Annotated in this window: 12 protein-coding genes; 10 read left to right on the top strand and 2 right to left on the bottom strand. The window is 54.4% G+C overall.

Translation table 11 applies throughout. From position 1 onward, the window contains the following. Positions 1–113 precede the first annotated feature (113 nt). Positions 114–1,232, bottom strand: coding sequence for a lactonase family protein (locus RUDLU_RS0120055; protein ID WP_019990214.1), 1,119 nt, complete (start codon positions 1,230–1,232; stop codon positions 114–116). 110 nt (positions 1,233–1,342) lie between these two features. Between RUDLU_RS0120055 and RUDLU_RS0120060 the strand changes: the two genes are divergently transcribed. The 4 genes from RUDLU_RS0120060 to RUDLU_RS0120075 are packed head-to-tail and all read left to right on the top strand — an operon-like array spanning position 1,343 to position 4,601. Beyond that, positions 1,343–2,143, top strand: a complete 801-nt coding sequence (locus RUDLU_RS0120060) for an MlaE family ABC transporter permease (RefSeq protein WP_019990215.1) — start codon at positions 1,343–1,345, stop codon at positions 2,141–2,143. Positions 2,144–2,168: 25 nt separating this feature from the next. Then, entirely contained in the window at positions 2,169–2,933 is a 765-nt protein-coding gene (locus RUDLU_RS0120065) for an ABC transporter ATP-binding protein (protein WP_019990216.1), read from the top strand. 27 nt (positions 2,934–2,960) lie between these two features. Continuing rightward, the gene (locus RUDLU_RS0120070; protein ID WP_019990217.1) at positions 2,961–3,995 is read left to right on the top strand and encodes an MlaD family protein; all 1,035 of its coding nucleotides are present in this window, start codon (positions 2,961–2,963) and stop codon (positions 3,993–3,995) included. A 27-nt stretch (positions 3,996–4,022) separates the two neighbouring features. Further along, positions 4,023–4,601 carry a DUF4142 domain-containing protein gene (locus tag RUDLU_RS0120075; RefSeq protein ID WP_044129575.1) on the top strand — a complete coding sequence of 193 codons (579 nt, stop codon included), beginning with the start codon at positions 4,023–4,025 and terminating at the stop codon, positions 4,599–4,601. Positions 4,602–4,753: 152 nt separating this feature from the next. Here the strand turns inward: RUDLU_RS0120075 and ggt are convergent, their stop codons facing one another. Continuing rightward, positions 4,754–6,544, bottom strand: a complete 1,791-nt coding sequence (gene ggt / locus RUDLU_RS0120080; RefSeq protein WP_019990219.1) for a gamma-glutamyltransferase — start codon at positions 6,542–6,544, stop codon at positions 4,754–4,756. Between the two features lie 127 nt (positions 6,545–6,671). On the opposite strand from ggt, the gene prmC reads away from it, so the two are divergent. From prmC to RUDLU_RS0120110, 6 genes are all read left to right on the top strand, one after another. Continuing rightward, positions 6,672–7,553, top strand: coding sequence for a peptide chain release factor N(5)-glutamine methyltransferase (gene prmC, locus RUDLU_RS0120085; RefSeq protein ID WP_019990220.1), 882 nt, complete (start codon positions 6,672–6,674; stop codon positions 7,551–7,553). A gap of 116 nt (positions 7,554–7,669) precedes the next feature. Continuing rightward, positions 7,670–8,059, top strand: coding sequence for a four helix bundle protein (locus tag RUDLU_RS0120090; RefSeq protein WP_019990221.1), 390 nt, complete (start codon positions 7,670–7,672; stop codon positions 8,057–8,059). Between the two features lie 39 nt (positions 8,060–8,098). Continuing rightward, entirely contained in the window at positions 8,099–9,073 is a 975-nt protein-coding gene (locus tag RUDLU_RS0120095; RefSeq protein WP_019990222.1) for an AAA family ATPase, read from the top strand. 401 nt (positions 9,074–9,474) lie between these two features. Then, positions 9,475–9,864: a helix-turn-helix domain-containing protein gene (locus RUDLU_RS28895; protein WP_019990223.1), complete on the top strand. Its 390-nt coding sequence runs from the start codon at positions 9,475–9,477 to the stop codon at positions 9,862–9,864. 157 nt (positions 9,865–10,021) lie between these two features. Further along, positions 10,022–11,449: a glycosyltransferase gene (locus RUDLU_RS0120105; protein ID WP_211220220.1), complete on the top strand. Its 1,428-nt coding sequence runs from the start codon at positions 10,022–10,024 to the stop codon at positions 11,447–11,449. Further along, positions 11,430–13,076: a vitamin K epoxide reductase family protein gene (locus tag RUDLU_RS0120110; protein WP_019990225.1), complete on the top strand. Its 1,647-nt coding sequence runs from the start codon at positions 11,430–11,432 to the stop codon at positions 13,074–13,076. The genes RUDLU_RS0120105 and RUDLU_RS0120110 overlap by 20 nt, the downstream gene beginning before the upstream one ends. Positions 13,077–13,175: the final 99 nt, after the last annotated feature.

Consider the following 13,175-nt stretch of genomic DNA (forward strand, 5'->3'; position numbering starts at 1 on the left):
TTAAACAGTACTCCAAACGAGATGACATCTCTGGCAATTGACTTTCCAACCCATAGACCCTTCGCAGAGATGTCATCTCTCCAAACGAGATGATATCTCTGAAAGCAATCAAATTACTCCATTTTCAAACACACAGGTGAGGGTACGCTGACTTGCTCGCCAGTGTCGGTGAGGAGGCCCGTTTTGGGGTCGCGCCGAAACACCACGATATTGTCGGTGTCCTGATTGGCAACCAGCACGTACTGCCCACTCGGGTGTACCATAAAATTGCGGGGTTTGGCTCCTTTTACCGGCTGATGCCCAATCAGCTTGAGCGTACCGTCGGCCGCGATGGAGAAGATGCTGAGCGAATTATGCCCCCGATTCGAGACGTACAGGTGCTTGCCCGCTGGGTCGGTATGAATATCGGCATGGGTATTATCGCCCGTAAAGTCGGCGGGTAGGCTGGCTACACGGTCGCCCATGAGCGAGAGCGCGCCCGTTTGCGGGTTCCGGCTAAATACCGCGACCGACGAGGTCATTTCTTCGGCCAGATACAGGAAACGCCCATTGGGGTGAATTGCCACGTGGCGTGGGCCCGAACCGGGTTGCACCGTCACAACGGGCGTTACGGCGGGTGTCAGCTTGCCGGTTTTGGTGTTGAGGGCGTAGGTGTGCAGCTTGTCGGTGCCGAGGTCGGCAATGTACACAAACCGATTGTCGGCCGAGATAGTGGCCGAGTGCACGTGTGGGCCTTCCTGCCGACTCTGATTCACGCCTTTCCCCGAAAAACTCAGGCTGTCGGTCAAAGCGCCGAGCGAGCCATCGGCATTGATGCCATACACCCGCCAGCTACCGCTCGTGTAGTTGGAGATGATCGCCCAGCGTCCGGTTTTGTCGACGCTGATGTGGCAGGGGCCGCGCCCAAAGGCCGAGGTTTCGTTGATAAACGTCAGGGCACCGGTTTTGGGGTCGCGCGTGTAGGCGCTGACGGCCCCCGCGCGGGTAGCCCCGGCATTGTCGGCCTCGTTGACGGCGTACAGAAATTTACCACCCGGCCGGATGGCGACAAACGAAGGGCTTTTCTGATTCCGAACACTGCTTTGGGGTGACAGTTTGCCTGTTTTAGGATCAAAACGCAGGGTATAAATCCCCTCGCTGCCGCGAACGGTATAGGTGCCTACGTGCAGGAGTTGGGCGGTTGCCGAGAGGCTCAGAAACGAAGCCAGTACAAAGGTCAGAAGACGCGTCATAGAGAGGGTTTTGAGGGATGTATTCCCTTCACTCACAAAATTAAACCACCGTTCCAGATTCCTGTTATGAGTGCTGTACTACTTTGGTAGTATCTCTTAAAAAGTACAGAATGAACACCAGCACTACAGGAACCGAGACCGCCAGCACGCCCAGACGTTTTGGGCGCATGCTGATTACCCTGAGCGACGTAGCGGGCTTCGTCGGTCAGTTTTTCAAAGAAGTTTTTCAGCCCCCTTACGAGTTCAAAGAAATTATTCGCCAGTGTTACGAGGTAGGGGTGCGCTCGTTGCCGCTCATTTCCCTGACGGGTTTTATCACCGGGATTGTGTTCACCAATCAGTCGCGGCCGTCGTTGGCTGAGTTTGGGGCTACCTCGTGGTTGCCGTCGCTCATTGCCATTGCGCTGGTGCGGGCGTTGGCTCCGCTGGTTACGGCCCTGATTGCGGCCGGCCGGGTGGGTTCCAACATCGGGGCCGAGCTGGGCTCCATGCGCGTAACCGAACAGATCGACGCCATGGAGGTGTCGGCCACCAATCCGTTTAAATTTCTGGTCGTGACCCGCGTACTGGCTACCACCCTTATGCTGCCCACGCTCATGGTGTACACCGTATTTGTGGGGTTGCTGGGGGCGTTCGTAAATGTGACGCAGAACGAAGCCACCAGCTTTCTGACGTTTATAAACGACGTTTTCGAGGCCATTTCGTTTCTCGACATTTTCGCGTCGCTCATCAAAACCTTCGTATTCGGGTTTACCATCGGCATGGTCGGCTGTTACAAAGGCTACAACTCATCGAAGGGAACGGAGGGCGTCGGGAAGGCGGCCAACTCGGCCGTGGTAACCACCATGTTCCTCGTCTTTATTGAAGAACTACTGGCCTTGCAGATTGTCAACGCCATTCGCGGTACATAGTCCCACCCAGCCATTCGCTACACACATGAACAATGAAGTTATTATTTCAATCCGCGACCTCCGCATTGCCTTTGGCGACTACAAGGTGTTGCAGGGTGTCGACCTCGACCTGTACAAGGGCGAAAACCTGGTCGTACTGGGCCGGTCGGGAACGGGGAAATCGGTGCTGATCAAGATACTGGTCGGGTTGCTCAAAGCCGACTCGGGCACCATTACGGCCTTTGGGCAACAGGTGGAGGAGCTCTCCCGCAAAGAACTCGACGAACTCCGGCTCAAGATTGGGTTTTCGTTTCAGAACAGTGCCCTGTACGACAGCATGACCGTGCGCGAAAATCTGGAGTTTCCGCTTGTGCGCAACGTGCGTAACCTGAGCCGTAAAGAAATTGATCAGGCCGTAGAAGAGGCCCTCGACAACGTGGGTCTGAGCCAGACCATTAACCAGATGCCGTCCGAACTGTCGGGTGGGCAACGCAAGCGGATCGGTATAGCCCGCACGCTCATTCTGAAGCCTGAAGTGATGCTCTACGACGAACCGACGGCCGGCCTTGACCCGATTACCTGCATTGATATCAACAACCTGATCAACGAGGTGAAGGAACGCTACAAAACCTCGTCGATTGTGATTACGCACGACCTCACCTGCGCCAAAGCCGTGGGCGACCGGGTGGCTATGTTATTCGACGGGCAGTTTCAGCGCGTTGGGACATTCGAAGAGGTATTCGACACCGACGACGAGCGCGTGCAGCAGTTTTACAATTACAATTTCGTGGAAGAACGACGCATGTCATAGACCATCCACAAGCCAAATTTTAGACACATGAAAGCAGCAGACAATAAACGATCCATTACCGTTGGCCTTTTTGTGCTCATCGGGATTATCATTTTTATCGGGGGCGTGTTGTTCCTCGGCGGGCAGCAAAAGCGGTTCGTAAAAACCGTGATGGTGAAAGCTATCTTCGACGATGTGGGTGGCCTCAAAGTAGGAAACAACGTCTGGTTTTCGGGCGTGAAAGTCGGCACCGTCCGTCGGATCAGCTTCTTCGGCAATTCGCAGGTGGAGGTCGACATGAACATCGAAGAAAAATCGCAGGCGTATATCCGTAAAGATGCGCAGGCGACCATTAGCTCCGACGGGCTTATCGGTAACAAAATTGTGATGATTGTGGGAGGGAGCCCCCGCGTAGAGCCCGTGGAAGATGGCGATCGGCTGGCGGTACGCACGGCCCTCAGCTCCGACCAACTGCTCGAAACCTTGCAGGAAAACAACAACAACCTGTTGCGGATCACCACCGACGTGAAAAACATCATTGGCCAGATAAAGCAGGGCAAGGGGGTGGCTGGTGCCGTATTGACCGATTCGCTGCTGGCTTACCGGTTTGAAAGTATGGTGAGCAATTTGCAGCAGGCATCGGGCAGTGCCGCCAAGGCGTCGGGATCATTGTCGGCGTTTGCGGCCAAGCTCAATGACAAGCGCAGCCTGCCAAACCAGCTCGTGTCCGACACGGCCGTGTACAGCAATATCCGGCTGACGTCGGCCCGGCTCCGGGATGCGGCCAATATGGCTACTGAAGTGACCGACGATATGCGCAAGGCAAGCGACCGACTCAACAGTAAAGACAATCTGGTGGGCCTGCTTCTCAACGACCCGAGCGTAAACAACGATGTGCGCGGTACGTTGAGCAACCTGAACCAGGGCACCAAAAAGCTGGACGAAAACATGGAGGCCCTGCAGCATAATTTCCTGCTGCGCGGATTTTTCCGGCGCCGGGCCAAGGAGAAAGAGAAGGCTGAAAAAGCCGCGCAAACAGCCCCCGCCGATAGCGCAGCGCGGCAAGCCAACGCGGGTAAGTAGGGGGCATTTTACATTGTACATTCAATCATGAACAGATACCTTTCAGTAGCCGTGCTGGGTTTGCTTCTGCAAGCCTGTGGCGGTAACGACAGTGAGAATAAGGCCAACGAAGCCAACGAACAACGTATCGACGCCCAGGCCGTGGGCGTTAGCGACGAAGCCAAACAGGACGCCAAGAAAACGGCCGGGCGGCTGGTGGAGCTGACGAGCATGAACCTCACCGAGTACGAACTGAGTCAGGCGGCTCTGCGGCAGGCAACCAACCCGGAAGTGAAGGCGCTGGCTCAGCAGGCCGTAAACCGGTTTGCGCAGCAGGATAAAGCCCTTCGCGATTTGGCCCGTGACCTGAAAATTGTGCTGCCCACCGAGCTGTCGGCCGAAGGGCGCGACCGGCTGGAAGACCTCACCGGTGAAAAAGCAGGCACCGCGTTCGACCTCAAATACCTGGAGCAAATCCAGAAAGTTACCAATGAGATGTCGGACCTCGCCGACGATCTTGCCGATGATGCCCCCAACGATGCCGTTCGGGAGTACGGTAACCGGGCGGAGAAAGAAGCCAGCCAGCGCGCCGACCGGGCTAAATCGCTCCGTAACGTGCTGGGATAAAGGGGGAATATAGTTAGGAGTTGGAAGTTAAGAGTTAACTCAGTGCTTGCTATTCGGACTTCAGACACTAGGCGTTAGACTTACTACTCTTCTGTAGGGGTGTCTAACGTCTAGTATCCAACATCTAATGTCCAGAACTGATCTAACTCCCATTAATATCCCATGGCGGTGTTATCGGCGCGGGGGTCAGAGGCTCCTTCGAGGGTACCGTCGGGGCGCACCAGAATACAGTCCATACGGCCGAGGGTGTTGGTCAGGCGTTCGAGCACGTAGCCCCGGCTTTGCAGAATCTGTTCGGTTTTGGGGGTGAACGCTCCGTTTTCAAAGGTCGTTTTGTCGGGTAGCCACTGATGGTGAAACTTCAGCGCATTCACGGCCTGCTGCATCGTCATGCCGTGCTCAGTCACGTTCAGAATCGTCTGAAACACCGACGTCATGATGGTTGAGCCGCCCGGCGTGCCAACTACCATGTACAGCTTACCCCCTTTTTCGAGAATCGTGGGCGTCATACTCGACAGCATCCGTTTGCCGGGTGCAATGGCGTTGGCCGCATTGCCCACCAGCCCGTACATGTTGGGCGTGCCGGGTTTGATGCTGAAATCGTCCATCTCGTTGTTCATCAGAAAACCAGCTCCGCCTACCACAACCCGGCTGCCGTAACCACCGTTGAGTGTGGTGGTAATGGCCACGGCGTTACCCTCTTTGTCGACCACCGAGAAGTGGGTAGTTTCGAGGCTTTCGAAACCGGGCAAGGTGCCCCCGCGGATGTTCCGGCTGTCGGTGGCTTTGGCCCAGTTGAAGTCGGTCCAGCGCGATTTGAGGTACGGGTAGCTCGTCAGTTCGGCTACGGGGACCTTCACAAAATCAGGGTCGCCCAGAAACTTGGCCCGGTCGGCATACACGCGCCGTTCGGCTTCAATCATGACCTGTACGGTGCTGTCGCGGTTCCAGCCCCAGCGCCGGAGCGGAAACGGCTCCACAAATCGCATCAGTTGCACCAGCGCAACCCCACCGCTCGACGTAGGGGGCATTGTGATGATATTCAGGTCTTTGTAGGTAGCCTTGAGTGGGGTTCGCCAAACCGATTTGTAGTCGGCCAGGTCCTGCTCGGTAATCAGGCCACCCCCGCGCTGCATCTCGGTTGCCAGCAGCCGGGCGGTTTCGCCCCCGTAAAAACCGGCGCGGCCCTGTGCCTGAATCCGCCGGAGGGTTTGTCCCAGATCGGTTTGCACGAGTCGGTCATTGGCGCGCCAGCGGGTGGTGTCGGTCGGGGTGCCTTTCAGAAAATACGATTTGCCGGGATTGATCCGCAGGAGGTCTTGCCGGATACTGTTGAGACCACGGGCATCGCGCTCGGTGAGGGCAAAGCCCCGCTCGGCGAGGTCGATGGCGGGTTGCAGCACCTGCGCCCAGCTTAACCGCCCAAACCGGCTATGCGCCTGTACCATGCCGTCGACAGAGCCCGGTACTCCGCTTGCCAGATGCCCGCTGATGCTCAGGCCCGGCCGTACATTGCCCGCTGAGTCGAGGTACATATCGCGGGTGGCTTTGCCCGGGGCTTTTTCGCGAAAATCGAGGGTATGGGCTTCACCGGCTTTGTCGCGATACACCAGAAACCCTCCGCCCCCCAGGTTGCCCGCGCCGGGGTACACCACCGCCAGGGCAAACTGCACGGCCACGGCCGCATCTACGGCGTTGCCACCGGCTTTCAGAATCTCCAAGCCCACGCGCGAGGCTTCGGGGTGTGCCGTAGCCACCATGCCATTGCGCCCGGTAACACCCATCCGGTCGGAGTAAAACGGTTTGAGCGTAGGGTCTTCGTCGCGGTATTGGTACACGCCCTGACTCTGGGATACCGCGCCCGACGAGCCGCGTGGGGCCGAGGAATGGCAGGCCACCACGAGCGTGAGTAAGCCAATCGGAAAGAATAATGATCGCATCATAGGGGCTAATATACGGAAAAGTCGCGCAGCCTCCGGTGCAAACGGGCACCGACCGGCGCTCGACAAAGCGGGCTAAACTTCTATTTGTCCGGCTATTTTCTCAGTTTTACGAAAAAAACGCTTTCAGATGGCTACGGCCCGTCCACTATACCAACAACTCTCGCGCAATATCACGGCGTACCCCCCCGAGGAGGCCCGCGAAATGGCGTTCATGCTGCTTGATCACTACTTTGGGCTTCGTAAAGCCGATGTGCTGGGCGATAAGCCCTTGCCGCCCAACCGCACCGAGCCTGATTGGTTTCGGATTCTGGAACGGCTCAACCGGCAGGAGCCCATTCAGCACGTGATCGGGACAACCATTTTTTGCGGCCTCGAATTTGAGGTCTCACCCGATGTGCTTATTCCCCGCCCCGAAACCGAAGACCTCGTGCGGCTCATCATGCACGACTTTGCCAACCGGATCGACGACCCGCTCGAAGCACGGCCGGTTGAGGTGCTCGATATTGGCACCGGCAGCGGCTGTCTGGCCGTTACCCTCGCTCGTTTTCTGCCTTCAGCCCTGGTTACCGGCTGGGACGTGTCGGAGCAGGCCCTGACCCTCGCCCGGCGCAATGCCGAAAATCTGGGCGCGGCCGATGTGGTTTTCCAGATTCAGGATATTCTGAACGTACCCGCCGACTTCGACCGATCTTTTGACTGCATTGTGAGCAACCCGCCCTACGTGACCCGCTCCGAAGCCGCCCAAATGGACCGGAATGTACTGGAATACGAGCCCGATTTGGCCCTGTTCGTCGACGATGCCGACCCGCTCATTTTTTACAAAGCCGTAGCCGATTTTGCCCGTAAGCACCTGACACCCGGCGGTGCCTGCTACGTGGAAATCAACGAACGGTTTGGCGATGATACCCGCCGGGTTTTTGCCGACCGGGGCTTTAGCAGCGTGCAGGTGTACAAGGATATTCACGGGAAAGACCGCAGCGTGCGGGCAGCGCTGGTAAATAAGTTTTAGAGTTGTATAGTTGCAGAGTTGGAAAGTTGGGGTTGACTTTCACTCGTACTATCTTCTTCATAGCGAACTTTATACCTGTACAACTCAATAACTTTATAACTGTACAACTCCCCACTATGGCTACCATCAACAGAATTGAAGATTTAACGACCTGGCAAAAAGCACGATTGTTGTCGATGGCGATTCATCGTACCACACGATCGGCCCTGTTTTTGGATGACCTGGACTTAAAACGGCAGATTCGTCGGGCGGGTGGTTCGGTCATGGATAACGTTGCCGAAGGATACGGACGGGGAAGTCGGAAGGAATTTATTCAGTTTTTAGGCATTGCTAAAGGATCATCAACAGAAGTAAAATCTCAGTTGTATCGTTCTCTCGACAATGAATACATCACCCAATTACAGTTTGATTCGCTTTATGAGCAGGCCGACGAAGTTGGTCGTTTGATTGATAGCCTGGTTGACTATTTAAAAACGACAGAACGGAAAGGGCGTCGCCACGACTAACTTTACAACTCTACAACTTTAAAACTTTACAACTCCAGTTTGCAAGCCACTCAATTCTCATATCATACCAAAATTCGCCAGGTGAGCGAAGAAGTAGGCCGGGTAGTCGTGGGGCAGGATCGGCTCCTGAACCGCCTGTTGATTGGCCTCTTTACGGGTGGGCATATTCTGCTCGAAGGGGTGCCGGGTCTGGCCAAGACGCTCACTATCAATACGCTGGCCAAAGTGTTGCAGCTTGATTTTCAGCGGATTCAGTTCACGCCCGACCTCTTGCCCGCCGACCTGATCGGGACGATGATTTTTAACCAGCGAACGGCCGAGTTTGAGGTGAAACAGGGTCCTATTTTTGCCAACCTCATTCTGGCCGACGAGATCAACCGCTCACCCGCCAAGGTACAGTCGGCCCTGCTCGAAGCCATGCAGGAAAAGCAGGTGACAATCGGCGAAGAGACCTTCCTGCTCGACCCGCCGTTTCTGGTACTGGCTACCCAAAACCCGGTGGAGCAGGAGGGAACCTACCCTCTGCCCGAAGCGCAGGTCGACCGGTTTATGATGAAGGTCTTTATTGATTACCTCTCCAAAGAGGATGAGCTGGAGGTGATGCGCCGGATGTCGGACATGAGTTTCGACTACGAGGTGCAGCCCGTCCTCGACCGCGACGACATCCGGGGAATCCGCAATGAGATCAACACGGTCAACATGTCCGAAACCCTGGAGCGGTACATCATCGAGCTGGTGTTTGCTACCCGCCGACCCCTCGAATACGGCCTTCGCGACGAAGCCCGCTACCTGCAATACGGGGTTTCGCCCCGCGCGAGTATCAACCTCAACCGGGCGGCCAAAGCCCTCGCCTACTTCGATCGGCGCGACTATGTATTGCCCGAAGACATCAAAGAAGTAGCGCCCGACGTGTTTAACCACCGGATTATGCTCAACTACGAAGCCGAGGCCGATGGCGTCACCACGTCGCAGATTATCACCTCGATTCTGCGGAAAGTAGCGATTGGGCGGTAGGGGTGATTACCCTGTAGTCAATAGATGTATCGGACAAGTTTGTGTCTCCAGCCATCCGTTGCCGGTTTACCGCCTTCCCCCCCGGCCCCCTCCTTAGTTCAAGGAGGGGGCCGGGGGGGGGAAATGGACGGTTGGCAAACTTGTCCGACACCCAGTCAATAGATAAGTAGATCGCCTAAAGTAGTTAAGGTTATATATTGGCGTGCATTTTGTCATGCTTCCTTCCCCAGCATGACAAAATGCTCACTCTAAAGTATTTTAGACAAGATATGTATAGATATTAAAAACAGGTTAAATTGGCGTTGGTCGAATTACATCTTGTATTTCTGAAACTACTAACAGGTAAGTTCCGTGTAACTTTAAATTGAGTTTATATCCATACTTTGCCTCTTTCGTTTCTTATGACACTCGGTGAGATACTGCGCCAACTTCGCAACCAGAAAAGATTGTCTCAACAGGTAGTCGCCGAGCAGGTCGGCGTTTGCCAAAGTACCTATTTCGCCTGGGAAAACGACCGTTCCTCGCCCAGCGCAAAGTATTACGTCCGGTTAGCTACCACATTTGGGGTTGATGCTAAGGAGCTGATTCCTGACGATTTGGTGGTCATCATTCCCGCACCCGATGGTTCTGCCTTAGAGTCGACCGTCCTGAATGCCCAAACACTGTACAACGACCTCACTGCTTCGCAGAAACAGGTGATTCAACTACAGCGACAGCGTATTGAGCATCTCGAAGCCGAAAATCGGCGACTGGTAGAGCGATTGAAGTTGATAGCGGGTGCAACTAACTGACCGGGGTTATGTATCGTTTATCTAATAAATTTTATCAATATTTTGATTGAAATTATCGGCAAATCGATTGTCATTGGCTAAGTAAGCGGCCACCTTTGTCTGACCGTTCTCCACAAAGACAATGACTGGCCTGACGACGCTACCGATACCCGATACAGTGCAGAGACGCAGTGTGCGGCAACAGCCTGATCAGGTTGGTTCTGCTGTTGAGTTATTGGTTAGCCGTAAAAAGCGCGTTTTGTTCATACCCGCTTCCATCCGTAGCCATATCATTCCGACGCTGTATCTGGCCGATTTACTGGCCGACGAGTACGATATCTACTATGCCGTGACGACGCCCGTTCTGGCCGACATCGTGGCCCAAAACGGCTACACGCCTGTCATGAACGATTCGTTCCGCATCGGCTTTGGGATGGAACAGAACTTTTTGCGTTCAAAAAAAGAGAAAGCAGGCTTCTGGCAGGTTCTGCGTTCGGTTCATAGGAATGACGTATATCATCACCGGAAGCAGGTGCTGGACGAGTTGATGAACCGATTACTGCCGGACGTGGTGATTATTGATATATTCAGTAGTACCGATTTTCTGGCTCTGTATGAATACCGCTTAAGGGTTCGACTGCTGTTCTGTAACCCTATGCTATCGACGTACCGAGTGGGTAACTTCCCAGTTGTGTCTGAGGGCGAATGGCCGCAATCGATTCCAGTCCTATCTGAAACGGAAGCCTTCCGTATGAAGCGCTTCATTCAGAATCCGGGTGCCGAGTTGTACAGGGCCGCCATGCGCTATCAATGGCGAATGGTACAGCAACTGGCGGGGCTAACGGCAGAGCATCAGGTTATCCAAACACCCTATACGCGCTTATTTGCCAATGTACCCGAACTGTTGCTGGCTCCGCTGGAATTGGAGGTATCGCCCGATGTTCGACAACCGAATGGGCACTATCTGGGCCTGTGCGTTCAGGAGAGCCGGGCCGATACGGAAGTAGATCCCGACTTTGCCCGGCAATGGCCCGGTATTCTGGCCCGGAAGCAGGCGGGTGAACGGATTATTTATTGCAGCTTCGGGACGTTCTACACCGGCCCCGACCGAACGTTGCTGACGTTTATTGAAAACTTGCTGACGGTAGTGAGCGGACTTGGCAACGTTCAATTGGTATGCTCCGTCAATCCGTTGGTGATCCAAACCGTTCGGGCGTGGCATCGGCCCTCCCATCAGGTTCATTTATTTAGTCGGGTTCCGCAATTAGCCGTTTTGCAACAGGCCGACGTATTTATCACGCACGGAGGCTTAGGCTCGATCAAAGAAAGCATTTACTATGGGGTGCCCATGCTGGTGTATCCCTTAGACCCGCACTACGACCAACCCGGCAATGCCCTGAAAGTGGAGCATCATGGCCTGGGCTTGCGGGGGGTGTTTCATACGGAGCGAGCGACAAATTTGCAGGATAAACTGCAACGGTTGCTGAACGACGGGTCGTTTGCAGATAAAATCAGGCAGTTCAAACGTGAGACGGAAGTTATATCTACCCGGCAGATTATCAGGAACCTGTTAACCAATACACACCATGAAGCTGACGCCCGTTGAAAAAAACGCCTACGATGCCCTGGCCTATCTGATACAGGTGGCCCGGCTACCGATCACGGCTAAAACCGTAAAGGAGGAACTGTATCTGCACCCGGATTTTCCGTCGCTACTCGCCATGAGCGACCTATTGACCGAATGGAAGGTGTCAAATCTGGCCACGCGGATCAGGCCGGAACAGTTAGTGGAAATACCACTCCCGGCCATTGTCTACTTAGAAATCAATGGGGGCTATTTTGCGCCGGTTCGAAAGGTGACCAATGAACGGGTCGAGTGGTTAGATACACAGCGGGGCTGGCAAACCGACAGCCTGACGGATTTCTCCCGCAAGTGGAACGGGGTCATTTTACTGATTGAACCGGACGAAAGTTCTGGCGAAGCCAACTACCAACAAAAAAAGCGCGAAGCCGCATTGCAAAACGCCCGGCTTCCGATGGTCATCGGAGGGCTGATTCTTTGCCTGATCTGTATGGGAGGGCTATTTCTACCCCAAGCCGTGTTTAACAATGGCCCGCTATGGGGCTTACTGCTAACCAAACTGACGGGTATTGTCGTAACTACCCTATTGCTCTGGTCCACAATTGATGCTGACAACAGCCTGTTGCGTAGCTTGTGTAGCCTCGACAACCGCACCGATTGCAATAGTGTACTGACCTCCAAAGCTGCCAAACTGTGGGGCTGGCTGGGTTGGGCCGAAATTGGCTTTACCTACTTTGCCGGTAGTTTTTTGGCCCTGCTGATGGGATTAAGTACCGCTCAACCGGCTGTATTGTCCTGGCTGATTGTCCTGAATGTCCTGGCGTTGCCCTACACCCTCTATTCGGTTTATTATCAGTACCGAGTTGCCAAATCATGGTGTACGCTTTGTCTGCTGGTGCAGGTCTTGTTGTGGGCCGAATTTGCGCTTGGCGCACCCCACTGGCAGTCGATTACACCCGTTGTGAATGGGCAAACGATAGCCTTGTTTGGTCTGGCATTTTTAGTGCCGATAATCGGGTGGGTATTCTTGAAGAAGCCGCTACAGGACGCTACACAGGTCTTCCCGTTACGCCGGGAATTGCAGCGTGCCAAATTTAATCCCGAATACGTCGAAAGCCTATTTACTAGACAACCGCAGATGCCTCCCATTTTTGAGGGTATGCGGGTGGTAACGATGGGCAACCCCGAAGCCGAACATACGCTGACCGTTGTGACCAACCCGCTTTGTGGCCCCTGCCGACGGTTGCATCCCCAACTGGAAGCATTGGTAGAACGCACGGACACGATCAATTGTCAGTTTGTATTTATTGGATCAGCAGAATCAGTGGCTGTTACCCAAAAACTACTGAGTTTGTCTCCTGACGATGCCGAACGAGCCATGCACTTGTGGTACACCCGGAATGACCATGATAGCATAGAGTGGCGTAAAGGAATAAGTCCTTCTGAGGAATTTGTCGATGCCAGGCAGCAACTACAACTGCACGCCCGATGGAGCGAGTTGGCGCAGGTAGTGGGTACACCTACCCTTTACCTGAACGGACGGCAAATCCCGCTGACCTACACCCTCAACGATCTAGAAAACCTGTGCCGCAATTTACGGGCGGCACCCCAACCAACGGAATTGGCCGATTCATATAAATCAATTGTTTAACTTTCAAACGAATCAAAACGATGTTAGCAAGATTTGCAGATGCCGCTCTGACAAGGTCAGAGATGAGGAATTTAAGAGGGGGGACATTTATGTGTTCAA

Origin of the sequence: Rudanella lutea DSM 19387 (assembly GCF_000383955.1) — a bacterium.
GTDB classification, from domain to species: Bacteria; Bacteroidota; Bacteroidia; order Cytophagales; family Spirosomataceae; genus Rudanella; species Rudanella lutea.